Consider the following 24313-nt stretch of genomic DNA (forward strand, 5'->3'; position numbering starts at 1 on the left):
CTGGGATCGGCGATCAACTGTCCTGCCGGTAATTTGGCGCCTCGCGGGTAATCGTGACATCGTGGACGTGACTTTCGCGGTGGCCCCCCTCCGTCACGCGGAGGAACTCGCAGTTCCGGTGCATCTCTTCGATCGTCCGGTTGCCGGTATAGCCCATGGCGGCGCGCAAACCCCCGAGCAGCTGATGAACGACGCCGGCGACCGGGCCTTTATAAGGAACGCGGCCTTCGATGCCCTCGGGAACCAGCTTCAGAAGGTCCGCCACCTCCTGCTGGAAATAACGATCGGCCGAACCGCGCGCCATGGCGCTCACCGAGCCCATGCCGCGGTAGGATTTGTAGGACCGGCCCTGGTAGAGAAACACCTCGCCGGGCGTTTCGTCCGTCCCGGCAAGCAAGGCCCCGATCATCACGCACGTGGCCCCCGCTGCCAGCGCCTTCGCCAAATCGCCGGAGAAACGGACGCCGCCATCGGCGATGATCGGCACGTTCCGCTTCTGGCATTCCGCCGCCGCTTCCTGAATAGCCGTAAATTGCGGAACGCCGACACCCGCAACGATGCGCGTCGTACAAATCGAGCCCGGGCCTATCCCCACCTTCACCGTATCCGCCCCGGCATCGATCAACGCCTTCACGCCTTCCGCCGTCGCCACGTTTCCGGCGATGAGCGCCGGCGCCTTCGGTAACTGGCGAATGCGGCGAACGGTATCCAGCACGCCTTTCGAATGGCCGTGGGCGGTGTCCACCACCACGACATCGGCGCCGGCATCCGCCAACGCCTCGGCCCGCGCGACCCCGGCGTCACCGACGCCGGTTGCGCCGCCGACCCGAAGCCTGCCCTGCCCATCCTTATTTGCATTCGGGAAAGCCAGGCCTTTTTCGATGTCCTTGACGGTGATCAACCCGATACAGCGGTAATCGTCATCCACGACAAGCAATTTCTCGAGCCGGTGCTGATGCAGCAGACGCTTCGCCTCGTCCACGTCGACGTTTTCACGAACGGTGATCAGCCCATCTTTCGTCATGAGCTCGGAGATCGGCTGGCGCGGGTTGCTGGCAAAGCGAACGTCCCGGTTGGTTAGGATTCCGACCAGGCGCTTCGTTTCTCCCTCGACGACGGGAATGCCGGAAATGCGATGGTCCTCCATCAGCTTGAAGGCATCCGCCAAGGTACGTTCCGGCGCAATCGTGATAGGATCGAAGACAATCCCCGATTCGAATTTTTTTACCTTGCGGATTTCATCGGCCTGGCGCTCAATCTCCATGTTCTTGTGAACGATGCCAAGCCCGCCCAGTTGCGCCATGGCGATCGCCATAGCGCTTTCTGTGACGGTATCCATCGCGGCGGAAAGGAGCGGTATGTGCAGGCGAATGGTTGGGGTGAGCCGAGTGCTCGTGTTGACTTCAGCCGGCAGGACTTCGGATGCAGCGGGCTTCAGCAGAACGTCATCAAAGGAAAGGGCTTCCTGAAGCCGCATATTTTCTCCCGGGCTGGTTGGCGGGTAATATAACCATCCTTTGCGGCTTGCCAAGGCCATTCGGCCAAAGGCGGCGAAACCGGCCAAAAGGCCACTTGGGCACTTAGCTGAAGATGCAGTTTGGATGAACGATATGCCAAGACAAACGCACGAAAAAACCTGGGTTCTGATCGCCGACGGCGCCCGCGCCCGGATCTTTGTTCAGGCCGCACCGGGAGGGGCGCTTGAGCCGGTTCTCAAGGAGGAAGACGCGAAAAGCCGTCTGCACACCCGTGAACTTGGCGCCGACAAGCCCGGCCGTACCCACGAGCGCATCGCCGACGGCAGCCGCCACGCGCTGGCGCCCCGCGTCGATTGGCACGTGTTCGAGAAGCAGCTTTTCGCGGAGAAAATGGCGAAGATCCTCGACCAGGGCGCGGCGCAGAAATCTTACAACCGCCTCGTCCTGGTCGCACCGCCGAAGGCCTTGGGCGAGTTGCGCGAGGCGATCGGCAAGGCGGCGCGGGAAAGCGTCGTGAAGGAAATCGCCAAGGACCTGACGCCGGTGCCGCCGCACGAATTGCCGGCGCATCTGGAGGACGCCCTGCGCTTCGCGCCTAATCCACGTCCCGGAAACCCAAGGCAATAACATAGCTTTCCGCCGAATCCGACCGGCTGGCGGGCGGCTTCGCATGCCGCACGAGGCGGAACCGCCGCTTCATCTGGTTGAGCAGTTCCACCTCCGCCCCGCCCTTCAGGACCTTCGCGAGAAAGGCACCGCCCGGAGCCAGCACCTCCTCGGCGAAGGCAAAGGCGGCCTCGCAAAGGGCCATGACGCGCAAATGGTCGGTCGCCGCGTGCCCGGTCGCCGGGGCGGCCATGTCCGAAAGCACGACATCGGCCGCACCGTCGAGGATGGCACGGATGCGTGCCGGCGCCTCCGCGCTCAGAAAATCGAGCGTGAGGATCGTAACGCCCGGAATCGGGTCCATCGGGTTCACGTCCACCGCGATAACCTTGCCGCCGCCGGGGCCGCCACCGGGGCCGTCCGCAGTCCCCACCCGTTCGGCGGCAACCTGGCTCCAGCCGCCGGGAGCGGCACCCAGATCCACGACCCGCAGGCCGGGTTTCAGGAAACGGAATCTTGCGTCGAGTTCAATCAGCTTGAAGGCGGCCCGCGACCGGAAGCCGCGCTCTACGGCCTCGGCTACGTAAGGGTCGTTGAGCTGCCGCTGGAGCCAGCGCGTGGAGCTTGTCTTGCGCCCGCGGGCCGACTTGAGCCGCGTAGTAAGCCGCCTGCCCTTTAGCCGCGCATCCCCGCTTCGCCGTCCGCGCATCGGTTTAGGAGGCCAGCGCGGGCAAAGGCCACGTCCCGATCAGGCTTTTCAGGATGCCTTCCCGGATGCCGCGGTCGGCGACCCGGAGCCTTGGCGCAGGCCATGTTCTCCAGATCGCCTCCAGAATAGCGCAGCCCGGAATGACGAGGTCGGCGCGCCCACGGCCAATGCAGGGGTTCGCGATCCGTTCCTCAAGCGTCGTATCCAGCAACTGGGCGGCAAGGCCGTGAAGGCCGTGAACCCTTTCCCGCTCGAGATAGCTGCCGTCCACGCGCGAGCGGTCGTAGCGCTTGAGGTCGAGCAAAATGCCTGCCAGCGTTGTCGTCGTGCCCGAGGTGCCCAGCATCTGGACGCCCCCTTCCGCGATGCGTCGGGCGATGCCGTGCGCCGCGTCGAAAGAACAAAAGCGCAAGGCAAGCTCTTCCACTATGCTGGCATAGGCTTCATGACCGAACCCTGTGGCTCCCCGCTCCTCGGCCAGCGTCACGACCCCGACCGGAAGCGAGAGAAAGCCCTCGATGCGGTGGTTGCCTTCTCCATCCAGCCGCGCCCAGGTCACCTCGGTGCTGCCGCCGCCGATGTCGAAGACGAGCGCCCAGCCATCGCCGGGAACGATCAGCTCGGCGCAGCCGGCAAAGGTAAGCGCTACTTCCTCTTCCGGTGAAATGATCTCGAGGGGAAGCCCGGTAGCCTTGCGGACGCGGGTCACGAATTTTGCCCCGTTGGTGGCACGGCGACAGGCCTCGGTCGCCACGCAGCGGAATTTCGTTACGTGGTGACCATGGAGTTTCTTCGCGCAAACCTTAAGCGCGCCGATCGTCCGCCGGACCGCCTTTTCGGAAACGCGGTTGCTTGCGGAACAGCCCTCGCCCAGACGCACGATGCGGGAGAAGGAATCCACGACCCGGTGGCCCGTCCCCTCCGGCCGAACGATCAGAAGCCGGCAATTGTTGGTGCCGAGGTCAAGGGCGCCGAAGCAGGGCACACGGGGTGCCTGCTCGGGTCCTACCGGGGACCGATCCGACCGGTCCGAAGAAAGAAATTTCGCCAAGGCTCCTGCCCTTCCCTACGCGAGGCCACCCCACCCCGCCAGACCTTAGCGCAAGGGAAAGCAACGTCAAAGCCCCGCCCGGGAAGGCCCCGCCCGGACTGGGGGTTGTTCAAAGCTTGAAGCGCATGCTAGGAAATCTGGCCTTCCCGCTTGGGGGATAGTTTAGCGGTAGAACTCTCGGCTCTGGACCGAGCGACCCTGGTTCGAATCCAGGTCCCCCAGCCAAATCTCACTTTTCGCCGAATTGGCGGGCGTCTCTTCCCCCCTTTGTCGGGATCACCCGCCGGGACTATACTTAAAGCCACACAGTAAAGAGGGTCCAAGATGCGGGTTCCACGGCTACCACAGAAACGGCCGCTACAGAAAACAAGGGGTGCGGTCGGGGCTTGCCTCCTTGCCACCGCCATCGCCGTTCTTGCGGTTGCGGCCCCCTCGCCCGCCACATCCCAGGATCTCGACCACGCGACCTTCGGGCAATTCCTCGCCGTCTGCAACACGGACGTGCAAAGCTGCGACGCTTTCATCGCCGATACCGACGAGATGCTGTTTTGGCTCGAAGACAGCTATTGCTGGCCGGAGGGCACGACCTTCGCGACGGCCAAGGCGTGGCTGTTCGATTGGGCCGCGCGCCACCCCGAGACGCACCAGCTATCGGCGGGGGCGGCTGTGGAACGCGCGCTCATGGAACTTTTCCCCTGCTCTTGACCGGCCGCTCGCCGGTTCAGCCCGCCAGGGAGACGACGATGGACTTGCCCTTGTCGAGGCGGATGACCCGTTCGGCCGGGAAAGTGATGGTGACGCTGGTCCCCTTGCCCGGCGTGCTTTCGATTTTCAGCCGGCCGCCGTGCAACTGAGCAAACGAGTTCGTAAGCGGCAGGCCGAGCCCGGTTCCCTGATTCTTGCTGGCAAACGCGTTGCTCACCTGCCCGAAGGGCTCCAGCACCTTCTCGATGTTTTCCGGCGCGATGCCGACGCCGGTGTCCCGCACGATCAGGACGAAATCGCCGTTCATGGTCACCCGCGCAACCGTCGTGACAAGGCCGCCCTTCGGCGTAAATTTGATCGCGTTCGTCAGCAGGTTTATCAGAATCTGGCGAAGCTTTCTTTCGTCCACGTACAGCGTCGGCAACGGCGATTCGATCTCCGTCGCCAGGCGAATGCATTCCGCCTCGGCGCGAACGCTCACCAGGCGCAAGGATGCCTCGATGGCGTTCCTTACGTCCACGACGCGTTCGTCCAGGGTCGCCTTGCCCGCCTCGACCCTCGCCATCTCCAGAATCTCGTTGATGAGTTCGAGAAGATGCGCGCCGCTTTCGTAAATGTTCCCGGCGTATTCCTGATATTCCGGCTTTACCTTTCCGAAGACCTCGTCCCGGATCAGTTCGGCAAACCCCATGATCGCGTTCAGGGGGCTGCGCAATTCGTGACTCATCTGGGCGAGAAAGGTGGTTTTTGCCTGCGAAGCGTTTTCGGCGCGGCGGGTGGCGCCGAGCAAGCTTTCCTCGATGTTGTCGCGACGCTTCGATTCGCGCCAATAGAGCCAGAAGAACGCCGTCAGGATGATGATATAGATCAAGGTGATACCGGCGATTTCGAGCCGCAGCCGATCAGCCGCGTCAAGCGCGGCCCTTACCTCGGGCAAGCCGGAGCCGCTGCCCGCCGCCGCGACAGGCCTTAAGGTCGCGTAGTAATCGCCGAGTTCCCACCCGGCGAGACCGACCGCGATGGCCATCGCGACGAAGATGGTAAAAATGAGCAAACCATGGCTGAGCCAAGGGGTGAAAAACCCCGCACCAGCCTTCGTTTGGCTATTCACTGGTGTTTGCAAGCCGCTACCCCCATGCCGCGACACCGACTGTCCACCGCCAAGAAGTAGCTAAGAAACCTTAAAAAAAAGCTTAGATTTTCCAGGTAAACCGCCGGTTTTGTCAGGAAATCCGGCGATTACCCCGCAGTTCCGCCTTCGTCTTCGTCGCCCAGCCCGGCCTCGCTCGCGTGGAGGCGTTCCGTCTCTTTTTTCAAGACGGCATGGGAGCGGACGCTGAGCGGGATGCTGGCCAGGTAAAGAATGGCAAGCGCCGAAAGCGTCGCCCAATATTCGCTGGCGACAAACGCCGCCACCAGGCCGACGAATAGAAAGGTCGGCAAGACGTATTTGTGCGGCACCTTGAAATTTTTGAAGGAATAGGTCGGAACGCGGCTGATCATCAGAGCCGAGACGCCAAGCAGGAAGATGGCGGACACGATCGGACGGTCCAGAACCCCCTGCCCGAAAACGAAGGTCAGCATGAGAGGAAGCAGGACTAGGGCGGCGGCGGCAGGGGACGGAACCCCGACAAAAAAATTGTACGCCCAGGCTGGGCGCGCCTCATCGTCACCGTCTTGCGTGTTGAAGCGCGCCAGCCGAAGCGCGCAACAGACCCCGTAGAGCAGAACCAGAGCCCAGCCGACGACGCCCCACTCCTGCATCGTCCAGAAGTAAAGGAGGACGGCAGGCGCCACGCCAAAGCTCACGAAATCGGAAAGGGAATCGAGCATGGCGCCAAATTCGCTCGTCACCTTCATGAGCCGGGCAATCCGGCCGTCCAGCGCGTCGAAGATCGCCGCGATGAGCAGGGCAAAGACGGCCGGCTCCCAGCGCGCCTGAAACCCAAAGCGGATGGACGTGAGGCCGGCGCACAGCGCCATCACGGTAAGCAGGTTCGGCACCATCCGGTTGAAGGAATATCCCTTCAGGCGATTGCGTCGCGTGGGAAACATCTAGGGCGCCTCTCCTGCAGGAACCGACCCCGCCGCTTGCAGGTCGGCCAGCACCGTCTCACCGGCAAAAACCCTCTCTCCGACCGCAACAAGCGGGACAAGCCGTTGCGGAAGATACACGTCCATCCGGCTGCCGAAACGGATGATGCCGAACCGCTCGCCGGTTGCCACCCGCTGGTTTGGCTGCAGGTCGCATTTGATCCTCCGGGCGATGAGGCCGGCGATCTGGGCAAACCCGATTCCTTCGCCTTCCGCTGTCGTGATGCGGACAACCTGACGCTCGTTGAGTTCGCTCGCCTTGTCGAAACTGGCATTGAAGAATTTTCCAGGCCGGTAGGCGAGTGCCGCGACGGTGCCGGCGACGGGGACGCGGTTCACGTGCACATTAAAAATATTCAGGAAGATGCTGATCCGCGTATGGGCCTTCGGCGGCAGTCCAAATTCTGGCGGCGGCACGATGGGCTGGATGGCGCGGACGACACCGTCCGCTGGACTAACGATAAGCCCAGCGCCTAACGGCGGGACACGCTCCGGATCCCGGAAGAACCAGCCGCACCACAAGGTGCCGACCAGCCCGATCCACCCGAGTGGCGCATAAAGGATCCAGAGCAGCGCCGCGCCGCCGGCAAAAAGCGCCAGGAAAGGCCAACCTTCACGATGGAGACGCATGCGCAATACCTTTAATAAAAACCCGCTGCCGGAATCGGAAAAAACGGCCTAGGTAGCCGCTTCGGAATAGCTTTCCGTTTCCTCCAAGTACCACCGATAGGTTTTCCGAAGCCCCTCCTCCAGCGACGTCCTGGCCCGCCAGCCCAGGGCGTTGAGACGGCGCACGTCCAAAAGCTTGCGCGGCATACCATCCGGCTTGCTGGCGTCGTGGGCGATCTTGCCGGAAAAGCCGACGACACGGGCAATCAGCCTCGCCAGCTCCGCGATCGAGATATCCGTCCCGGCGCCGACATTGATATGCATGGCGTCCGAATAAACCTTCATGAGATGGACGAGAGCGTCCGCCAGGTCGTCCACGTAAAGGAATTCTCGGCGCGGCGTTCCCGTCCCCCAAATTTCGACCGTGGCGGCGCCGGAGACTTTCGCCTGGTGAGTCTTGGCGATGAGAGCCGGCACAACGTGACTCGACAGAAGGTCAAAATTGTCCCCCGGACCATAGAGGTTGGTGGGCATCGCCGAGATGAAGTCGGCACCATGCTGGCGGCGGTAGGCCTGCGCCATCTTGAGGCCGGCGATCTTGGCGATGGCGTACCACTGGTTGGTCGGCTCAAGCTGGCCTTCGAGCAGCGCCTCCTCCGGGATCGGCTGCGGCGCCAGCTTCGGGTAGATGCAGGAAGACCCCAGAAAAAAGAGCTTCTTCACACCGGTCTTGTAGGCGGCGTGCAGCACGTTCGTTTCGATGGCGAGGTTGTCGTATATAAAATCCGCCGCCCGCGTATCGTTCGCCAGAATGCCGCCGACCCGCGCCGCCGCCAGAAAAACCGCCTCCGGGCGCGCCGCCGCCAGCCAATCCTCGACTTCCGCCTGACGGGTAAGATCCAGGTCCGAGTGGGAAACGGTGAGAATCTCGCAGCCTTCGCCAGCCAGACGGCGCAGGATGGCCGAACCGACCATGCCGTGGTGACCGGCGACCCAAATCCGTCGCCCTTCGAGCGGAAAGAGGTCCGGAGGCGCTGTCATCGCTTTTCCCGGCCTGCGCTTTCAATATCGGATTCGACCATCTCGCGAACCAGCTCGGCAAAGCCGATCCGATGTTTCCAGCCAAGCTTCGCGCGCGCCTTCGACGGATCGCCGAGCAGGCTTTCGACCTCCGTCGGCCGGAAATAGCGCGGATCGATTTCGACGAGGACATTTCCGTTTTTGGCGTCCACGCCTTTTTCATCCACGCCCTTTCCTTTCCAGGCGATCTCGCGCCCGATATGGCCAAAGGCAAGCGCGACGAATTCCCGGACACTGTGCTGTTCCCCGGTCGCCAGCACGTAGTCGTCCGGTTCCGGCTGCTGGACGATGCGCCACATGCCCTCGACGTAGTCCTTGGCGTGGCCCCAGTCGCGCTTGGCGTCCAGGTTGCCGAGATAGAGCCTGTCCTGAAGCCCGAGATGAATAGCGGCGACGGCGCGCGTGATCTTGCGGGTGACGAAGGTTTCCCCGCGCGTCGGCCCTTCGTGGTTGAAAAGGATGCCGTTCGAGGCATGAAAACCATAGGCCTCGCGGTAGTTCACGGTGACCCAGTAGGCGTAAAGCTTGGCCGCCCCGTAGGGGCTTCGGGGGTAGAACGGCGTCGTTTCCGTTTGCGGCACTTCCAAGGCTTTCCCGTAAAGCTCGGAGGTGGAAGCCTGGTAGAAGCGGGTGCGCTCCTTGAGGTTCAGGATTCGCATTGCCTCCAGCAGGCGAAGCGTGCCGAGCGCGTCCGTGTTCGCCGTGTATTCCGGCGTTTCGAAACTGACCTGCACGTGGCTCTGGGCGGCGAGGTTGTAAATTTCCGTGGGCTGGGTTTCCTGGACGAGACGGATAAGATTCGTCGCATCCGTCATGTCGCCATAGTGAAGGAAGAACCGCAGGCCCCGCTCGTGGGGGTCCCGGTAAAGATGGTCAACCCGCCCGGTATTGAGGGAGGAGGACCGCCGTTTCACGCCGTGGACGACATACCCCTTTTCCAACAGGAGTTCCGCCAAGTAAGCGCCGTCCTGGCCGGTGGCCCCGGTAATCAGTGCGACCTTTTCCGCCATGGCGTGCCCCCGGCTAGTTCGTGACCCGTTTTCCACGTCCCGCCTTAGCACGGTTGCCCTTCGCCCCGCCATATTTTCGACCGCCGGCGGAAGGCCGCTCGACGCGCCCGTAGACATCGTCGAAACGGACGATATCGTCCTCCCCCAGGTAGCTCCCCGACTGCACCTCGATGAGGTGGAGGGGCCGATGCCCGGGATTCGCCAGCCGATGAATCGTGCCGGCCGGAAGGTAGATCGATTCATTCTCCCTAAGGTCGAGCGATTTCTTGCCCTTCGTGACGCGGGCCGTGCCTTCGACGACGACCCAGTGCTCGGCGCGGTGGCGGTGCTTCTGCAAGGAAAGCTTGGCGCCCGGTTTGACCATGAGGCGTTTCACCTGAAAGCGTTCGCCGGAATCGACCGTCCGATAGCTGCCCCACGGGCGATGGACGGTCGGGTGGCTTGCCGCCTCCTGGCGACCCTTGGCCCTTAACTTCTCGACGATCGTCTTGACGTCTTGGGCGCGGTCACGGCTGACGACAAGCACGGCATCCCCGGTGGCGACGACGATCACGTCCTTAACCCCAAGAGCGGCCACAAGCGGGCCTTCGCTTCGCAAATACGCGTTCCGAACATCGAGGCCCAAGACGTCCCCCTCCAGCACGTTTCCGCATCCGTCGGCCTTCGCCATCGCCTGCAACGCTTCCCATGACCCGACGTCGCTCCACCCCATCTCGACGGGAACGACCGCCGCGGCTTGCGTCTTCTCCATCACCGCAACGTCGATCGAGACGGCGGCGGCGGCCTTAAAGGCTTTGCTGTTCAGCCGCAAGAAACCGAGGTCTTCTTCGGATTTTGCGACCGCTTCCCTTGCACACATGACGATTTTCGGCTGCAGGTGATCAAGCTCTTCCAGAAAGCGGTCGGCGCGAAAAAGAAAGATGCCGCTGTTCCAATAGATATCCCCTCCCCGGATAAGCTTTTCAGCCGTCTTGCGGTCGGGCTTTTCAATGAAGCGGGTGACCTCGAAGCACCCCTTCGCCCCCTTCATGGGGGCACCGCGCTGAACATAGCCATAGCCGGTCTCCGGCGCGGTGGGGAAAACGCCGAAGGTGACGAGCGCGCCGGCTTCGGCCGCCGGTGTGGCTTTTGCGACGGCTTCAAGAAACCGTTTTCGCGCGCCGATGGCGTGATCGGAAGGCAGCACCAGAAGAAGCGCGCCGGCGGTCTTTTTTTCGGCGAGGCAAGCCGCCGCAGCCGCCGCGGGGCCGGTGTTTCGGCCGGCCGGTTCGAGGACGATATGCCTGGGCTTTACGCCAACGACGGAAAGCTGCTCGGCGATGAGAAAGCGGTGGGCCTCCCCGCCGATCACCAGCATGGGATCAAAAAGGCTTTTGTCCGCCACCCTAAGCGCCGTTTCCTGCAGAAGGCTGCGTTCGCCCACCAGCGGGTATAGCTGCTTCGGGTAAAGGGCGCGCGAAAGAGGCCAAAGACGCGTGCCGGAGCCCCCGGAGAGAAGAACTGGCGTTATTCGCGCCGTCTCACGTTTTTTTGCCATTCACGCTCAACGAGTTGCATCCGTTCCCCCGGCCAGAGGAAACACCGGCGCAAGTGTAGCAGGATGCTACCGTCGGCAAAACAGGATCAGGAGGGAGACACCTCTCCTTGTTTTTCCGCGCTCCAGCGCGTGCCGTGCCGGAAATGGCGATAGACGCCGATCCCAACCGCCAGAAAGCCGATAAGGAGCGGCATCAGACCGATATTGAGGAACCGAAGCTTCGCGGCAAGAGCATCGATGTCTTCGCGAAGCTTTCTTTGCACGTCGCGCTGTTCCTTCCGGGCCTCGAACATCTCCTGGTAGATGTCGCGGATCACCTGTTCACGCGCGGCAAGTTTTCCCGGCTCTTTTTCATAGATGTTCTGGCTGCGGAGGTTTTTTATCTCCATCTCCGCCCCCTGGACGCGGTCCTCGAGTTCTTTCGCGTGGCTGCGGTAGCGTTCCTCGGCGTCTTGAGCAAGCCGATGCAGCCGCACGAAGGGGCGGTAAGACGTGCCCCGGCTGCGCAGCGAGATCAAGTCATCTCCCCCAACCAGGTTCTCAAGCGCATTGACCACGAATTCGCCGTTCGAGGCAGTGGGAGTAAAGGTCTTGTGGCCGTAGAAGTCGCCGGACATCGTCCAGCGGCTGTTGTGCAGCACGTCGGTATCGGCGACGACGATCAGGTTGACCGGCTTTTCGGATTGCCCGATCGGCGGATAGGTCCATCTCTCGACCTCCACCTCCGACGGCATCTCCGGTTTTTTCTTTGCCTCATCCTCCTTGGCTGCTTTGTCCGTTTCCTTCGGCAGTTCGACCGGGGGCGGACCACCCGGGAAAGCCGTCTTCACCAGCCCCGTGATGCGCGCCGCCACGACGAAATTCTGCCCGACCGGCTCGAAATTGCGCAGGAACTTCTCGGGGTCCATGTTGCCAACCAGCTCCGACGTTTCGAAAAGTTTCGAATCCTGGGAGGTCACGACCAGGGGCATGAAAGTCGTCGTTGCCCCGCTCTTCGGTTTCAACGCGCCGGCCGTCGCAAAGTCGATATGCTCAAGCCCGCTCGTCGCCGGATCGCGCTGGTTCAGGCTCTCGGACCCCAAACGAAACCAGGGAAGGTAGCGGACGACTTCCTCGTTTGCGCTTTGGTTAATCTCGAAACCGGTCGTCCCGGTTTCGGCGTTTCGGCGATCGCCGACGAATTTGTTGACGTCGTACTCGATGCCCCACGCATCGAACAGCCGCCCCAAGCTCGACCCGCGATCCGTCATGGCCGGCAGATCCCCGAACTTCGTCGGCAGAGTCCCGAATTCCGCAAACGGATCAACAAAGACGAGGGTGCGGCCGCCGCGCAGCACGTACTGGTCGATGAAATAGAGCGCGCGGTCGCTCAGCTCCTTCGGGTGAACGATCAAGAGAATATCGGCGCCGGTGATTTCACGCATGTCCTCGATGAACCGGACATCGAAGAATTTCTGCATTTCCTCGAGAATGGCGTATGGCTGAACCTCGCCGCGCTTTATGGCGGCGACGCTGACCGCTCCAAATTTCAAAGGAAGCTGCCCGATCACGCCGACGATCGGCCTGGACTCGCGGCCCAGGCCATGAATCAGCTGCGTGATGTCGTATTCAAGGAATTGTTCCTTCCCCAGCTGAAAAAAAGAAATGACGTCCGCAACCCCGCCTTCGCCTTTTGCATCCTTGCCCGCATCGGCATGAAGGCCGAAATAAAACCGGGCGCCCGTTTCATCCAGAGGCACCCCTTGGACGCCGTCCTTCATGGCGCGGTCCTCTTTTTCCGTGAACGGCTCCGGGTCGATGATTTCAAGGCTGAGTTTGTTATCCGAATACGCGACGTATTCTTCGAGAAGCTCTTTCACGCGTTTCGCATAGGTGCGAATTTCCGGCACCGCGTTCGCCATGGACTTCGAATAATAAAGGCGCAAGCTAACCGGCCGATAAAGGCCCTTCAGCACATCGTGGGTGCTGGGTGAAAGCGTGTAAAGCTTGCCTTCCGTAAAGTCAAAACGGGCCGATTTCCACGCCGCGCCCGTAATCGCGTTCACGCCGAAAAAAAGAACCGCCGCAAAGACAAGGCCGCCTGCCGTCAGAAAACCGCGTTTCATTTCTAGTTCCTAGCTTGCTTTCTTGAATTCGATGACGACCGCATTCGCATAAAGGAAAAACCCGATGAGCGTCGAGAAATAGACGACATCGCGGACATCGATAACGCCCTCGATAATGGCATCGAAATGCGTCAAGAAACTGAAGGAGGCGATCAGCTCCACCGCCCATCGGGGCGCCCAGGAGCTGAAGAAATCCGTGACCAGCGGCTGGCCGGCAATCGTGAAGATGAAACAGACGACGACCCCCATCACGAAGGCAATGACCTGGTTCTTCGTGACGGCCGAAACGCAAGACGCGATCGCAAGATAGCCGCCCGCCATGACGAGCGAACCGATATAGCCTGCGAAAATGATCCCGTTGTCCGGCTCTCCCAGGTAATTGACGGTAAGCCAGATCGGAAACGTCAAGGCCAGAGCGATCGCGGTGAATGCCCAAGCGGCCAGGAACTTGCCCAGAACGGTGGCGCCGAAGGGGATGGGCAGCGACATCAGGAACTCGATCGTGCCCGTCTTGCGTTCCTCCGCCCAAAGGCGCATCGCGATCGCCGGCATGAGCAGAAGGTATAGCCATGGGTGGAAGTCGAAGAAGGCGCGCAGATCCGCTTGATCCTGTTCGATGAAGAGGCCGAAGTAGAAGGTGAAGACCCCAGCCAGAAACAGGAAAATGACCAAAAATACGTAAGCGAGCGGCGTTGCAAAATAGCTCGCGAGCTCGCGCTTCATGATGATGAACGTCCTGCTCATGCCGTCGCCCGCTTTCCTTTTTTTTGCCGTCCCGTGACGACGGTATCACCGATCGTGAGGCTGCGAAAAACTTCGTCGAGGCGTCCGCGTTCCGCGTAAAGCTCTTCCACGCGCCACCCGCGGTCCCGCGCAAGATCGCCCACCTCCGTCACGATGGCGGCCCCGGCTTTCGGAAAAAGGGTGAAATAGCGAAGACCGCCAACCCTGACGCCGGCTTCGACGCGCGCCACCTGCGGCAGGGTCTTCAGCACTTTTTCCGCTTCCGACGCGGCCTCGCCCGCGATCGAGATGGTGACCGTGTTATGGAACCGCGAACGCGCTTCAAGCGTATTCGGCGTGCCATCGGCAACAATCTTGCCGTGATCGATGATGATGGCGCGGTCGCAAACGGCGTTGACTTCCTCAAGGATGTGGGTGGAAACGATGATCGCTTTCTCCGGCGCCATATCGCGGATCAGGGTCCTCACCTGATACTTCTGATTCGGATCAAGGCCATCCGTCGGTTCATCGAGAATGAGGACGGGCGGATCGTGCAGGATGGCTTGGGCGACACCGACTCGGCGGCGAAACCCTTTCGAAAGCGTCTCGATCGGCTGGTTGAGCACCGGCTCCAGCCCCAGCTTGGCGATTGCCATATCGATCGCTTTTCGTTTCTGCACCCCGCGCAGGCCCCGAATGGTGGCCGCAAAGTTGAGAAAAGCCCGCGGCATCATGTCCGGGTAGGAAGGCGCCCCTTCCGGCATATAACCCATCAGCGACTTTGCCTTAAGCGGCTGCCTCTGAATATCGAAGCCGCCGACCCGCACGGTACCCGAGGTCGGCTGGAGAAAGCCCACAATCATCCGCATCGTGGTGGATTTGCCGGCCCCGTTCGGGCCCAGAAAACCGAGAACCTGGCCGCGCGGGACCGAAAAGGAAATGTTGTCAACGGCGGTAAAGCGCCCGAACTTCCGCGTTAGGTTTAGAATTTCGATCATGGACGTCATATCAAACGTTTCCTTCTGCCCTTGCGGTCGGGCGCGGAACTTTGATCAAGCTTTTGGCAAAAAACAAGAATTTGTCAAGATACCTAGGCCAAACCAAGATTTTCTTCAAATCACAAATGCTTGATTTTTCCACGGAAGTTTCAAAACGAGGGAAAAACCAGGACAAGAAAGCTATAGCTGCCAGCGTTGGAAACCATCCGGCAAGACAAGGTCACGCCATATGCCCTTGATGTCGGCGACAAGACCTGCCGGCCCGAGCAGGTCGCGGAAGGACTGGTGTGTGAACTCGCGGTAGCTGGTATGGCTGACAGCCCCGACCACGCAATGAAATCCGTTTGCCCCGTTCAGCGACGGCAGAAGATCAATCTTATAAAGCCGTTTTGCCTCAACCGGGTCCGCGCAAGCGTCGTGCACGACGACGCTATGGCCATGTCCTTCCAGCTCCCGAATGAGGTCAACCACCTTCGTGTTCCGAAGGTCCGGCAGATTTTCCTTGAAAGTAAGGCCGAGAACGAGGATCCGCGCCGCTTTCCGGCCAGGCATGGCTTTCTCGATCGCGGCGTGAATCTGCGCCGCAAGGTAGCCCCCCATGCGGTCGTTGATCCGCCGCCCGGCCAGAATGATTTCCGGGTGAAGGCCAAGCTCCTCCGAACAATGCGCGAGGTAGAAGGGATCGACCCCGATGCAGTGGCCGCCGACGAGGCCGGGCTTGAAGTCGAGAAAATTCCATTTCGTCGTTGCCGCGTCCAAGACATCGTGAACCGAAAGACCCAGCCTGGCAAAGATCGTGGTCACCTCGTTGATGAAGGCGATGTTGATGTCGCGTTGGGTATTCTCGATGACCTTGGCGGCCTCGGCCGTGCGGATGTTGCGGGCGACGAAGATGTTCCCGCCGTTGATTTGGCCATAGATCGCCTTCAATCGCGACGCCACTTCCGGTGTTTGGCCGGCGACGACTTTCGTGATGCTCTCGATATTGTGGACTCGGTCGCCGGGGTTGATGCGTTCCGGCGAATAGCCGAGATGGAAATCCACCCCGCAGCGAAGGCCGGAAACTTTCTCCAGAATCGGACCGCAGATATTTTCCGTGACGCCGGGGTAGACCGTGCTTTCGAAGACGACGACGGCGTTCTCGTCCAGGACCGCGCCCACCGCGCGCGAAGCCTCCCGGAGGGCCGAGAGATCCGGCCGGTTTTCCGTATCGACCGGAGTCGGCACCGCGACGATGAAAAAATCCGACCCGCGCAGTTCCTCGGCGGCGCCCACGACCTTGAGCGAGCTCTTCTGCAGTTCCTCGCTCGATACTTCAAACGTCCGGTCCCGGCCCGCGCGAAGCTCGGAAACACGAGATGAATCAAGATCATAACCGATGACCTTGAAATGGCGGGCAAGCGCCACCGCAAGCGGCAAGCCCACGTAGCCAAGCCCAAGAACGGCGATTCGGGGAACCGACTTCACGCGTTTTTCCAAGGAAATTCCGAAAGTTGCTCCGGGCGTGCTTCTATACCGCCAAGTCCCAAGCGTCAAACCAAACGTCGCCATACGGGTTAGCCGCTTGATTATATGAAGAAACGGGCAGTTACATTAAACGAATGGCGGCGAATCCGCGGGGCGTCCTTTTGCCTGATCTTCCAGGCCGTGAAGTCCGATTGACCTTGCCGGTTTTCTTCCCATTGCCGTCGAACTAGGCGCAACGATTGATGCAAACGCGACGGTCGTTTGCGGAACGACGCTTGGCGAACGCTGCTGCGTTTCCCAAAACGGCGTCGTAACGAAGAACGCGCCGGTCGGGCCGGCCACACGGGCGAAGCGCTCGGATAAAGACCGCGTTTGCCCCCGCGAAGGAAACCGGTATTGTGAATCGGAACCGGATAAGCTGGCACGTATCTATCGTGAATGAACCTATTCCATTTATCGACCTGAAATCGCAAACCGAACGGCTGCGCAAGAAGCTCGACGCTTCTATCCAGGGCGTGCTGGACCACGGCAAATTCGTGCTGGGACCCGAAGTTTCCGAGCTGGAAGAAAGGCTTGCCGAATTCAGCGGCGCAAAACACGCTATCACCTGCGCGAATGGAACGGACGCCCTGCAGATTGCCCTTATGGCGCTTGGCGTCGGCCGCGGGGATGCTGTCTTCGTCCCTTCTTTTACTTTTGCTGCCTCCGGCGAAGCGCCCGTGTTGGTTGGCGCAACACCCATCTTCATCGACGTCGAGGAAGGAAGTTTCAACCTCGACATCTTGTCTCTCGAAGCGGCCCTCGCGGTTGCAAAGGCGCAGGGCTTACGCCCCGCCGCCGTCATTGCCGTGGATCTTTTCGGGCAACCGGCGGATTACGATGCCATTTCCGCCCTTGCAGAAAAATACCGCCTTACCGTCATCGCCGATGCGGCGCAATCCTTTGGCGCCACGCTGAACGGCCGAAGGGTCGGAACACTGGCCCCCATTACAACGACAAGCTTTTTCCCGGCAAAACCGCTCGGCTGTTATGGCGATGGGGGGGCGCTGTTTACGGACGATGACAAAATTGCGGCGCTTCTCCGCTCGATCCGCGTGCACGGCGCGGGTACCGAGAGATACGACAACGTCCGCATTGGAATAAACAGCCGCCTCGATACGCTTCAGGCGGCAATTCTGCTTCATAAGCTCGAGATTTTTCCGGACGAAATCGCGGCGCGGGATCGAGTCGCACGGCGCTATTCCGAAGCCCTTGACCGGGTTGCCATCGTGCCGACCGTGAAAAAAGGGCGAACCTCCGTGTGGGCGCAGTATACGCTTAGGCTTCCCGGCGCCGACCGCAACGCGGTTGCCGATGCCCTAAAAGCGAAAGGGATACCGACCGCCGTCTATTACCCGTTGCCGCTGCATCGCCAAACGGCCTTCCTTCCCTACCCGCGGGTGGAAGCCCTGCCGGTTTCCGAACGGCTTGCGAACGAGGTGCTCAGTCTTCCCATGCACCCCTACCTGAAAGAAGAAACGCAAGCTCGCATCGTCGCCGCAATGAAGGAAGCGATCGGCACCCGGACATAGGCGGCCGGCCATAACCCCAAGACCAACACCCATATTTAAAGGCGGGTTTTTCTCATGGAACTTTGCGGGTTCGTCTTCTTAAGGTGGCCCGCAATATCCAGGTCGTCTTTAAAACGGCTAGCTGCTGGCGGCAATCTCATGCACATGGACATGAGTCGCCTGATGTCGCCGGAGAATGTCCAAGGCCTTTTCCCCCTCTTCGGGACGGCGCAGATGAACCCATAGCAGGATGCCGCCACGGTCGAGCTGCTGCTCGTAACGCGCGGCATGTTCTTCCCCAAGTTCGCCGGCCACCAATCCGCCAAAGGTCCCGGCCAAGCCGCCGGCCGCAACGGCGGCCCCAATCGCGGGCAAAAGCGCGCCCCCACTTGCCACAACCGCTCCGCTTGCGGCAAGGGCGGCGATGAACAAGGGGGCTCCTATGATGGCCGCCCCTCCCACATCGACCGCTTCCTTCGATACCCAGGCGGCGCGAGGTGCTTCGGGGTCGTCCTCGGCTTGCTCGACTCGCGTATAGACGTGGCCAAGCTTTTCCTGGACGATCTTGTCATTGGCAAGCAGACTAAGTTCGGAACGATCAAAACCGTTGATCCGAAATTCGTCCACCGCACTTTCCAGGTCTTCCGCGGAATGAAAGATGCCGACGGCCTCGCGCACCGTTGCGGTTGAGTCTGCCATAAAGATCACCCCACTAACGCATTGTTTTACAAAGAATTAATCAGGATACCCCCTACGTACATGTGCAGTATAGCAATTTTTAGTGATCCGCAAAACACGCGCCCGGGCGACCGGCAATGGGTGGGAAGCTCTCAGCCAGAAACAAAAAAGAGCGCCGGAAGGATTTTCGGCGCTCTTTCTCGTTAGGCAATAACTCTTGGACGCGAGGGTTACTCCGCTGCGCAGGGATTACTGCTCTTTGCGGCGCAGGGGTTCTTCCCGGCGCAAGGATTGCCGCTCTTTTTCTTCGCTGCGCAGGGGTTCTTCCCGGCGCAAGGATTGCCGCTCTTGACGGCGCACGGGTTGCAGGGGTTGCAGCCCGCCGAGGCCGGGCTCACCGCCGCGACAGCACCGGCCATCAGAACAGCTGCGCCGAACGCAACCGCCCGTTTCATGGGAAGACGCTTTCTTGAAAGCATGTAATTTTCTCTCCTAATTCCTAATACTGAAGCATCCCGTGTTTTGCTGGGAACCTATATTGGATGTCTCTACGGCAGATAAGGTTACAGCAAAGCATGAACCTGGCCAGAACAACCCAAGCGCCAGAAACTGCCTAACCCGCCGGCCAAAAACGCAGCCGTTGTAGGCGAAGCTTGTCTTGCGCCTCGCTTGGCGGCATAAGGAATCCCCATGAAGAAGGGAATGGTTGCGGCGGCGCTGTTGGGCCTGGTGGTAATTGTCTGCCTGGTCGTCTACCGAGGCGTCTCGGAAGTCTTTGGAGCACTCGCCACCGCCGGATGGGGCCTGCTTTTCCTTCCCCTTTTCCATATACTTCCCCTCGCTTGCTCGACGCAAGGCTGGCGCGTCCTGATCACGGGCAAGCGGCTTCGGTTCCGGCGTCTCATGGCCATCCGCTGGATACGCGAGGGGATCAACAACCTGCTGCCGGTCGCCCAGGTCGGGGGTGACTTCGTGGGCGCCCGGCTGCTCACCTTTTCCGGGGTTCCCGGCGGGGTTGCCGGAGGCAGTTCTATCGTCAGCTTGACGATGGAGGTGATCGCGCAGTTTCTATTCACCCTTTTCGGATTCGGCCTCCTTTTGCTTCACCTCGGCGGCCGGGGATCCGATGGGCTTTTCTGGATTCTCGTCGCGATCCTGATGATGCTGCCGATGCTGGTCGGCTTTCTCGTTGCCCAACGCACGGGTTTCTTCCGATGGATCGAACGGCTGTTCAACAAGGCGATCGGAAATCTACAGCTGGAATGGCTGGGCATTGGCGAACTCCGCGGGCTGCACGAGGCGATCTTGGAGATCTACCGCTCGCCCCGCGCCGTGGCAGCAAGTGCTTTTTACCATTTCCTTTCCTGGCTGGCGGGTACCGGCGAGGTGTGGATTGCGCTTCACCTGATGGGGCACCCGGTCAGCCTTGCCGACGCCCTGATCCTCGAAAGCCTGGGTAAGGCAATGCGAAGTGCGGCCTTCATCGTGCCCGGCGGACTCGGCGTGCAGGAAGGCGGCTATATGCTGTTGGCCCCGCTGATGGGGTTAACGCCGGGAATGGGCTTGGCACTTTCGCTTGCCAAGCGCGTGCGCGAGGTGCTGCTCGGCGGGGGCGCCCTTCTCGCATGGCATACGATCGAAGGAAAGCGGCTTTGGCATCGCCGCGCCTCGCGGGGCGAAAACCAGTCGTAAACGACGGCGCGCCTACCGGCGCAACTGAAGCGCCGTCCTCCGGCCATCCGGCGTTGGCTGATAAACGACGCTGATTTCATCGAAGGCCTTGAGCCATTCTTCGACCTTCGCCTTCTCCGGAATCTCGAAGCTGTCGAAGCCGCAACGCAGCATGAAGAAAAGCTGGTCCCGAAGCACGTTGCCGGTGGCGCGAAGTTCACCCTTGAAACCGTAACGCTCGCGCAGCAGGCGGGCGTAGGAATAGGCGCGGCCGTCCTTGAACTGGGGAAACTCCAGGGCGATAAGCCCGAAATGGACAAGGTCCGCCTCGATGGCGTCCGGCGGTTGATCGCTTTGCAGCCGGATGCCAAAAGGGCCGCCGCGACCGAGGAGCGCCTCGCGCTCCTTCCGCCAGCGTTCCAGCGTGACGATAACGTGCGTTGCCTCCGGCAACGCCGCCTCGTCCGCCACCCTCACCCAAGGGTCGCCGCAAAGTCCTTCGCGGTTAATGAGCGGCATAGAGTTCCCCCTTGAAGGGCGCCACCCCGATCCGGCGATAAGTATCGAGGAAACGCTCGCCATCCCGGCGGTTGGAAAGATAGATCTGAACGATCGTTTCGACCGCGTCGACGACTTCCTCGTAAGGAAAGGCCGGCCCGACGATTTGCCCGAGGGAAGTGTCCTCGTCGGCGTTGCCGCCCAGGGTGATCTGGTAGAATTCTTCCCCCTTCTTGTCGACGCCCAAAATCCCGATATGACCGACGTGGTGATGGCCGCAGGCATTGATGCAGCCCGACATTTTGATCTTAAGCTCGCCGATGTCGTGCTGACGGTCGAGGTCCTCGAAACGCTTCGAAAGGCGCTGGGCTATCGGGATGGAACGCGCGTTCGCCAGGTTGCAGAAGTCCAGCCCTGGGCAAGCGATTATGTCCGTGATCAGGCCGACGTTCGGGGTGGCGAGGCTGGCCGCCTTCAAGGCCTGCCAGACCGTATGGACGTCGGCGAGCCTGACATGCGGCAGGACGAGGTTCTGCTCATGCGTCACGCGCAATTCGTCGAAGCTATGGCGTTCAGCCAAGTTGGCGACGAGGTCCATCTGTTCATGGGTGGCATCTCCGGGCGCTTCTCCGATCTCTTTCAGCGAAACGTTGACGATGGCGTAGCCCGGCACCTTGTGCGGGGCTACGTTCGTGCGGCACCACTCGGCGAAGGCGCGGTCCTCGAACCGCATCGCCTCGAAGGCGGGCTGGACGGCCGGCAGCGCCTCATAGGGCGGCGGCGCGAAGAAGGCCTGGATACGCGCGACTTCTTTTTCCGGCAGAACCAGGGCGCCGTCCCGGATATGCCGCCATTCCGCTTCGACCATCTCGGCAAAACGTTCGGCGCCTGTGCTCTGCACCAGGATCTTGATTCGCGCCTTGAATAAATTGTCGCGGCGGCCGAATTGGTTATAGACGCGCAAAATCGCCTCAAGATAAGAAAGCAGGTCGCGCTTCGGAAGGAACCGGCGAATCGTCACCCCAATCACCGGCGTGCGCCCCATGCCGCCGCCGACTAGCACTTCGAATCCCACCTCGCCTTTCTCGTTCCGCCGCATATGAAGGCCGATGTCGTGCAGGCGGACGGCGGCGCGGTCGTGGGGTGCGCCGGTGATCGCGATCTTGAACTTGCGCGGCAGGAACGAAAATTCCGGATGGAACGTCGACCACTGGCGCAGGATTTCGGCATAAACGCGGGGGTCTTCGATTTCGTCGGCGGCGACGCCCGCGTACTGATCGGCCGTGATGTTCCGGATGCAGTTGCCGCTGGTCTGGATGGCGTGCATCTCGACGGCGGCGAGATCGGCCAGGATGTCGGGCACGTCTTCCAACTTCGGCCAGTTGAACTGAATGTTCTGGCGGGTCGTGAAATGGCCGTAGCCTTTGTCGTACTTCCGCGCGATATGGGCCAGCGTACGAAGCTGGCGGGAGGAAAGCGTGCCGTACGGCACCGCGATCCGGAGCATATAAGCGTGCAGTTGCAGGTAAAGACCATTCATCAGGCGAAGGGGACGGAACTCGTCTTCGGTGAGCTCGCCCTTTATCCGCCTGGCAACCTGGTCCCGGAACTGCTCGACGCGCTCCCGAACCAGCGTGCGGTCGTAATCGTCGTAGCGGTACATCGGCGTTAACTGTGCTCCTTGAAATCGGGAACGGCCTGCTTGCCGAGATCGGTTCGCGTGGTCGGTCCCTTCGCGCGAATCCGCTCGCGGGCGCTCAAGGGCCGGATGGTTCCTTCCACGCGGGCGACCTCCATCGGATAGACGCCGATCACTTGCCGCGCCTTCTCGGCTTCCTGGCCAACCTTCAAAAGCTCCGCCTCCCCTTCTTCCGTCTCGGCGACGGCCGCTTCATCGAGCCATGGGGTCCATCGGCTACCTTCGGCCAGGTACACAACGTCTCCATCGCGAAGAAAATTTGCCGTGACGACCCGTAGCGCCATCCGTTCGTTTCCTGCCTCTGGTTGAGTTCCGCGAGGCGAAGGAGGCCCTTGCCGCCGCTACGCCTTGGACTTAGCGAATTCAGGCCTGGCGCACAAGTGGGAATGGTAAAAATATTAGAAAACTTTTTCTTTATATGGTTTTTTTATGCTAGATTTTAGTATCTAATTCTAGAATACAATTTATATATAGAAAGTTACACTAACATAGACTGAATCGTCTTGAAAGCGAGGGCACATGGACGCCATCGACCGGAACCTTCTCGCCTGCCTGCAGGAAAACGCGACGATGCCGCTTGCCGACCTCGCCGAACGGGTCGGCCTTTCCGCCACGCCGTGCTGGCGGCGAATCCAGAAGATGGAGGAAAGCGGCGTTATCCGGGGCCGGGTCGCCCTTCTCGACCCGGTGAAGCTAAACGTCGGCGTAACGGTCTTTCTTTCTATCAAGACGAACCAACACAGCCGCGAGTGGCTTGAGAAATTCGCGAAAGCCGTCGTCGAGATGCCGGAAGTTGCCGAGTTCTACCGCATGAGCGGTGAAGTGGACTACCTGCTTCGCATCGTCGTACCCGACATCGCGGCGTACGACGCCTTCTATAAGCGCCTCATCGACAAGGTGCCGCTTTCCGAGGTCAGCTCGAGTTTCGCGATGGAGCAGATCAAATATACGACAGCGCTTCCCCTCGACTACATACCGATGACGGACGGCTCTTGAGAGGCGGATATCAAGAACCCAGATAGCGGACTTTTCCGAAGCCGGAAATGTCGTAGCCGCAAAGCCCCTTGGCCTTGGCGACAAAAGCCGCCGTGCGGCAGAAATCGAGGAAACGCTGAAAGGGTTCTTCGAAATAGGCCCGGCGAAAGACGAGCAGGTCGTAACGTTCTCGCAGCAGCGGTACGAAACCCAAACGAAACTGGCCGGCGATGGCGGCAAGCCCGAAGCCCCCGTCGGCCTTGCCATCCGATACCGCGACCGCGACATCGGCCTCGCTTCGCGCCGGTGGCATGGCGCTTTTCAGCGCCGCCATGGGAATCCCTTCTTTCTCGAGCAGCGCCTCAAAAAGCACCTGGCCGCCCGCTTCCGGCTGGCGCAAGATCACGCGGAGAGCCTTAAGATCGGAAAGCCGTCGTAGCTTCTTCGGGTTTTTGGCCGGTACGATCAATCCACGCTCGCGCCAGGCCCATTCGAGAAGCGCCACCGGCGCATCCGCAAATTCCCTGGCAACATGGGCGTGGTTCCACTCGCCCTCCGCCGCATCGTAAAGATGTAGGCCGGCCGCAATGGCCTCACCCGCCTTCAGGCGCTTGAGCCCGTCGAGACTGCCGTCGAAGAAAGAGGCGATCCCGCAGCGGGATTCGCGCAGCGCCCATTCCAGCAGCGGGTCATGGCTGCCGACGAAAACGGCCGGCTGGCCCGCCTCAGACCGCGACAGCGGCCGACCGGTGCTATGGCTAGCGACCCAGGCTTCAATATCCCGTCTCGGAAACAGCAGCTTGCCCATGGCGCGGCTGCAGGGAATCTCGCCCGTCGCAACCATCGCATAAACCTTGCGCTCCTTAATGCGCAAGAGTTCCGCAAGTTCACGGACGGTCAGATATTCGAGCGTTTTGCTAGGCATTTGCCAGTAATTTACCGCGTATCTTTCTCTTAAGCACGCGGTCAGATTTGCACTGATTATTGCGCCCATCAAGGGGCGGACCTATGATGACGGCCTCTGTCGGGGTAGTAGGCTCCCGGCTCATCCAAGACGCCGAAAGGTGTCC

At 60.9% G+C, this 24313-nt stretch carries 23 protein-coding genes and 1 tRNA gene; 6 read left to right on the forward strand and 18 right to left on the reverse strand.

The genetic code is table 11. From position 1 onward, the window contains the following. Positions 1–13: 13 nt before the first annotated feature. A complete protein-coding gene (gene guaB / locus AB1781_02765; protein ID MEW5703495.1) occupies positions 14–1477 on the reverse strand; it encodes an IMP dehydrogenase in 1464 nt (487 codons plus the stop codon). 124 nt (positions 1478–1601) lie between these two features. Here guaB and AB1781_02770 point away from each other — a divergent pair, with 124 nt between their 5' ends. Then, positions 1602–2105 (forward strand): host attachment protein, encoded by a 504-nt coding sequence (locus tag AB1781_02770; GenBank protein ID MEW5703496.1) that lies wholly within the window; start codon positions 1602–1604, stop codon positions 2103–2105. On the opposite strand, the gene AB1781_02775 is transcribed toward AB1781_02770, so the two are convergent. Then, a complete protein-coding gene (locus tag AB1781_02775; GenBank protein MEW5703497.1) occupies positions 2074–2793 on the reverse strand; it encodes an RlmE family RNA methyltransferase in 720 nt (239 codons plus the stop codon). The genes AB1781_02770 and AB1781_02775 overlap by 32 nt on opposite strands. A gap of 4 nt (positions 2794–2797) precedes the next feature. After that, complete coding sequence (locus AB1781_02780) at positions 2798–3844, reverse strand: Ppx/GppA phosphatase family protein (GenBank protein ID MEW5703498.1); 1047 nt, start codon at positions 3842–3844, stop codon at positions 2798–2800. 151 nt (positions 3845–3995) lie between these two features. Here AB1781_02780 and AB1781_02785 point away from each other — a divergent pair. After that, positions 3996–4069 (forward strand) — tRNA-Gln (locus AB1781_02785). A gap of 99 nt (positions 4070–4168) precedes the next feature. After that, positions 4169–4549: a Rap1a/Tai family immunity protein gene (locus AB1781_02790; GenBank protein ID MEW5703499.1), complete on the forward strand. Its 381-nt coding sequence runs from the start codon at positions 4169–4171 to the stop codon at positions 4547–4549. A gap of 16 nt (positions 4550–4565) precedes the next feature. Here AB1781_02790 and AB1781_02795 read toward each other — a convergent pair whose 3' ends face one another. From AB1781_02795 to AB1781_02840, 10 genes are all read right to left on the reverse strand, one after another. After that, positions 4566–5660: a HAMP domain-containing sensor histidine kinase gene (locus AB1781_02795; GenBank protein MEW5703500.1), complete on the reverse strand. Its 1095-nt coding sequence runs from the start codon at positions 5658–5660 to the stop codon at positions 4566–4568. Between the two features lie 128 nt (positions 5661–5788). After that, a complete protein-coding gene (pssA, locus tag AB1781_02800; GenBank protein MEW5703501.1) occupies positions 5789–6604 on the reverse strand; it encodes a CDP-diacylglycerol--serine O-phosphatidyltransferase in 816 nt (271 codons plus the stop codon). Further along, positions 6605–7273, reverse strand: coding sequence for a phosphatidylserine decarboxylase (locus tag AB1781_02805; GenBank protein MEW5703502.1), 669 nt, complete (start codon positions 7271–7273; stop codon positions 6605–6607). It abuts the gene before it with no gap. A 48-nt stretch (positions 7274–7321) separates the two neighbouring features. Then, a complete protein-coding gene (locus tag AB1781_02810; GenBank protein MEW5703503.1) occupies positions 7322–8293 on the reverse strand; it encodes a GDP-L-fucose synthase in 972 nt (323 codons plus the stop codon). Next, positions 8290–9342, reverse strand: coding sequence for a GDP-mannose 4,6-dehydratase (gene gmd / locus AB1781_02815; GenBank protein ID MEW5703504.1), 1053 nt, complete (start codon positions 9340–9342; stop codon positions 8290–8292). The genes AB1781_02810 and gmd overlap by 4 nt, the downstream gene beginning before the upstream one ends. A gap of 13 nt (positions 9343–9355) precedes the next feature. Further along, entirely contained in the window at positions 9356–10879 is a 1524-nt protein-coding gene (locus AB1781_02820; protein MEW5703505.1) for a mannose-1-phosphate guanylyltransferase/mannose-6-phosphate isomerase, read from the reverse strand. 86 nt (positions 10880–10965) lie between these two features. Next, positions 10966–12984, reverse strand: a complete 2019-nt coding sequence (locus AB1781_02825) for a Gldg family protein (protein MEW5703506.1) — start codon at positions 12982–12984, stop codon at positions 10966–10968. Positions 12985–12993: 9 nt separating this feature from the next. After that, a complete protein-coding gene (locus AB1781_02830; GenBank protein ID MEW5703507.1) occupies positions 12994–13728 on the reverse strand; it encodes an ABC transporter permease subunit in 735 nt (244 codons plus the stop codon). Further along, positions 13725–14705, reverse strand: a complete 981-nt coding sequence (locus AB1781_02835; protein ID MEW5703508.1) for an ABC transporter ATP-binding protein — start codon at positions 14703–14705, stop codon at positions 13725–13727. The genes AB1781_02830 and AB1781_02835 overlap by 4 nt, the downstream gene beginning before the upstream one ends. 180 nt (positions 14706–14885) lie before the next feature. Then, complete coding sequence (locus AB1781_02840; GenBank protein MEW5703509.1) at positions 14886–16172, reverse strand: nucleotide sugar dehydrogenase; 1287 nt, start codon at positions 16170–16172, stop codon at positions 14886–14888. A gap of 431 nt (positions 16173–16603) precedes the next feature. On the opposite strand from AB1781_02840, the gene AB1781_02845 reads away from it, so the two are divergent. Beyond that, entirely contained in the window at positions 16604–17743 is a 1140-nt protein-coding gene (locus AB1781_02845; GenBank protein MEW5703510.1) for a DegT/DnrJ/EryC1/StrS family aminotransferase, read from the forward strand. A gap of 117 nt (positions 17744–17860) precedes the next feature. Here AB1781_02845 and AB1781_02850 read toward each other — a convergent pair whose 3' ends face one another. Next, complete coding sequence (locus AB1781_02850; GenBank protein ID MEW5703511.1) at positions 17861–18421, reverse strand: hypothetical protein; 561 nt, start codon at positions 18419–18421, stop codon at positions 17861–17863. A gap of 669 nt (positions 18422–19090) precedes the next feature. Between AB1781_02850 and AB1781_02855 the strand changes: the two genes are divergently transcribed. After that, on the forward strand, positions 19091–20092 hold the full coding sequence (locus tag AB1781_02855; GenBank protein MEW5703512.1) for a lysylphosphatidylglycerol synthase domain-containing protein: 1002 nt from the start codon (positions 19091–19093) through the stop codon (positions 20090–20092). Between the two features lie 12 nt (positions 20093–20104). Here AB1781_02855 and AB1781_02860 read toward each other — a convergent pair whose 3' ends face one another. Genes AB1781_02860 through AB1781_02870 form a run of 3 tightly spaced genes read right to left on the reverse strand, consistent with a single transcriptional unit; the run spans position 20105 to position 22552 of the window. Further along, positions 20105–20590: a DUF934 domain-containing protein gene (locus AB1781_02860; protein ID MEW5703513.1), complete on the reverse strand. Its 486-nt coding sequence runs from the start codon at positions 20588–20590 to the stop codon at positions 20105–20107. Beyond that, on the reverse strand, positions 20577–22232 hold the full coding sequence (locus tag AB1781_02865) for a nitrite/sulfite reductase (protein ID MEW5703514.1): 1656 nt from the start codon (positions 22230–22232) through the stop codon (positions 20577–20579). Before AB1781_02865 ends, AB1781_02860 begins: the two co-directional genes overlap by 14 nt. Before the next feature lie 5 nt (positions 22233–22237). Then, complete coding sequence (locus AB1781_02870; protein ID MEW5703515.1) at positions 22238–22552, reverse strand: DUF2849 domain-containing protein; 315 nt, start codon at positions 22550–22552, stop codon at positions 22238–22240. 235 nt (positions 22553–22787) lie between these two features. Here AB1781_02870 and AB1781_02875 point away from each other — a divergent pair, with 235 nt between their 5' ends. Continuing rightward, positions 22788–23264, forward strand: a complete 477-nt coding sequence (locus tag AB1781_02875) for an Lrp/AsnC family transcriptional regulator (GenBank protein ID MEW5703516.1) — start codon at positions 22788–22790, stop codon at positions 23262–23264. 10 nt (positions 23265–23274) lie between these two features. Here AB1781_02875 and AB1781_02880 read toward each other — a convergent pair whose 3' ends face one another. Then, positions 23275–24168 (reverse strand): helix-turn-helix transcriptional regulator, encoded by an 894-nt coding sequence (locus tag AB1781_02880; GenBank protein ID MEW5703517.1) that lies wholly within the window; start codon positions 24166–24168, stop codon positions 23275–23277. Positions 24169–24313: the final 145 nt, after the last annotated feature.

The sequence above is a fragment of the Pseudomonadota bacterium genome, from assembly GCA_040752895.1.
Taxonomy (GTDB): Bacteria; Pseudomonadota; Alphaproteobacteria.

Bases quoted from the DNA above. Each gene is read 5' to 3' on its own strand.
- guaB (MEW5703495.1), bottom strand. From the start codon at position 1,477: ATGCGGCTTCAGGAAGCCCTTTCCTTTGATGACGTTCTGCTGAAGCCC.
- AB1781_02770 (MEW5703496.1), top strand. From the start codon at position 1,602: ATGAACGATATGCCAAGACAAACGCACGAAAAAACCTGGGTTCTGATC.
- AB1781_02775 (MEW5703497.1), bottom strand. From the start codon at position 2,793: ATGCGCGGACGGCGAAGCGGGGATGCGCGGCTAAAGGGCAGGCGGCTT.
- AB1781_02790 (MEW5703499.1), top strand. From the start codon at position 4,169: ATGCGGGTTCCACGGCTACCACAGAAACGGCCGCTACAGAAAACAAGG.
- pssA (MEW5703501.1), bottom strand. From the start codon at position 6,604: ATGTTTCCCACGCGACGCAATCGCCTGAAGGGATATTCCTTCAACCGG.
- AB1781_02805 (MEW5703502.1), bottom strand. From the start codon at position 7,273: ATGCGTCTCCATCGTGAAGGTTGGCCTTTCCTGGCGCTTTTTGCCGGC.
- AB1781_02810 (MEW5703503.1), bottom strand. From the start codon at position 8,293: ATGACAGCGCCTCCGGACCTCTTTCCGCTCGAAGGGCGACGGATTTGG.
- gmd (MEW5703504.1), bottom strand. From the start codon at position 9,342: ATGGCGGAAAAGGTCGCACTGATTACCGGGGCCACCGGCCAGGACGGC.
- AB1781_02820 (MEW5703505.1), bottom strand. From the start codon at position 10,879: ATGGCAAAAAAACGTGAGACGGCGCGAATAACGCCAGTTCTTCTCTCC.
- AB1781_02825 (MEW5703506.1), bottom strand. From the start codon at position 12,984: ATGAAACGCGGTTTTCTGACGGCAGGCGGCCTTGTCTTTGCGGCGGTT.
- AB1781_02830 (MEW5703507.1), bottom strand. From the start codon at position 13,728: ATGAGCAGGACGTTCATCATCATGAAGCGCGAGCTCGCGAGCTATTTT.
- AB1781_02835 (MEW5703508.1), bottom strand. From the start codon at position 14,705: ATGATCGAAATTCTAAACCTAACGCGGAAGTTCGGGCGCTTTACCGCC.
- AB1781_02850 (MEW5703511.1), bottom strand. From the start codon at position 18,421: ATGGCAGACTCAACCGCAACGGTGCGCGAGGCCGTCGGCATCTTTCAT.
- AB1781_02855 (MEW5703512.1), top strand. From the start codon at position 19,091: ATGAAGAAGGGAATGGTTGCGGCGGCGCTGTTGGGCCTGGTGGTAATT.
- AB1781_02860 (MEW5703513.1), bottom strand. From the start codon at position 20,590: ATGCCGCTCATTAACCGCGAAGGACTTTGCGGCGACCCTTGGGTGAGG.
- AB1781_02865 (MEW5703514.1), bottom strand. From the start codon at position 22,232: ATGTACCGCTACGACGATTACGACCGCACGCTGGTTCGGGAGCGCGTC.
- AB1781_02870 (MEW5703515.1), bottom strand. From the start codon at position 22,552: ATGGCGCTACGGGTCGTCACGGCAAATTTTCTTCGCGATGGAGACGTT.
- AB1781_02875 (MEW5703516.1), top strand. From the start codon at position 22,788: ATGGACGCCATCGACCGGAACCTTCTCGCCTGCCTGCAGGAAAACGCG.
- AB1781_02880 (MEW5703517.1), bottom strand. From the start codon at position 24,168: ATGCCTAGCAAAACGCTCGAATATCTGACCGTCCGTGAACTTGCGGAA.